This window comes from Modestobacter sp. DSM 44400 (genome assembly GCF_900107175.1).
Classification (GTDB): Bacteria; Actinomycetota; Actinomycetes; order Mycobacteriales; family Geodermatophilaceae; genus Modestobacter.
Genome location: NZ_FNOZ01000176.1, coordinates 1 through 1,222, shown reverse-complemented (window position 1 = coordinate 1,222; position 1,222 = coordinate 1). Strand labels below are relative to the sequence as shown.

The following is a 1,222-nucleotide window of genomic DNA, read 5'->3' as shown; positions in this document are numbered from 1 at the left end:
GATCGGGCGGTGCTGGCCTGCCGGGTCGTCGAGCCCGACCAGTGGTGCCGCCGCTGCGGCTGCGAGGGAGTGCCCCGTGACACGGTGGTTCGTCGGCTGGCGCACGAGCCGCTGGGCTGGCGGCCCACCACGCTGCTGGTCACCGTCCGCCGCTACCGCTGCGCCGACTGCGGGCACGTGTGGCGCCAGGACACCACCAAGGCCGCCGCGCCCCGGGCGAAGCTGTCCCGCGCCGGCCTGCGGTGGGCGCTGGAGGGCATCGTCTGCCAGCACCTGACCGTGGCTCGTGTCGCTGAGGGCCTCGACGTGGCCTGGGGCACCGCCAACGACGCGGTGCTCGCCGAGGGCAAGCGGGTCCTGATCAACGATCCTGGCCGCTTCGACGGGGTGGCGGTGATCGGTGTCGATGAGCACGTGTGGCGGCACACCCGCCGCGGCGACAAGTACGTCACCGTGATCATCGATCTCACCGCGGTGCGGGCCGGCACCGGCCCCGCCCGGCTGCTGGACATGGTCGAAGGCCGTTCCAAGCAGGTCTTTCAAGACCTGGCTGACCGACCGGCCGCAGGCCTGGCGCGACGCAGTCGAGGTCGTGGCGATGGACGGGTTCACCGGGTTCAAGACCGCCACCGCTGAAGAGCTGCCCGACGCGGTCGCGGTCATGGACCCCTTCCACGTCGTCCGGCTGGCCGGTGACGCACTGGACCAGTACCGCCGTCGGGTCCAGCAAACCACCCAGGGCCATCGCGGCCGCAAGGACGACCCGCTCTACCGCGCCCGACGGACCCTGCACACCGGCGCCGACCTGCTCACCGACCGCCAGCGCAAGCGGCTCACGGCACTGTTCACCGGCGATGACCACGTCCAGGTCCAGGCCACCTGGAGCATCTACCAGAAGATGATCAACGCCTACCGAGATCCCGACCGCAGCCGCGGCAAGGCCACGATGACCACCCTGATCGCAGCGCTGCGCTCCGGCGTGCCAGCAGCCCTCGTCGAGCTGCGCCGGCTCGGACGGACCCTGACCCAGCGAGCCGCTGACGTGCTGGCCTACTTCGACCGGCCAGGCACCAGCAACGGCCCTACCGAGGCCCTCAACGGCCGCCTGGAGCACCTCCGCGGCTCGGCCCTCGGGTTCCGCAACCTCACCAACTACATCGCCCGATCCCTACTCGAGACCGGCGGCTTCCGCTCCCGACTACACCCTCGATCGCGATGAGCC

1 pseudogene is annotated in these 1,222 nt (G+C 71.3%); it reads left to right on the top strand.

Annotated features, from left to right (window positions below):
• Positions 1-1,219 (top strand): annotated as a pseudogene (locus BLW04_RS25575) (ISL3 family transposase); the annotation flags it as partial.
• Positions 1,220-1,222: the final 3 nt, after the last annotated feature.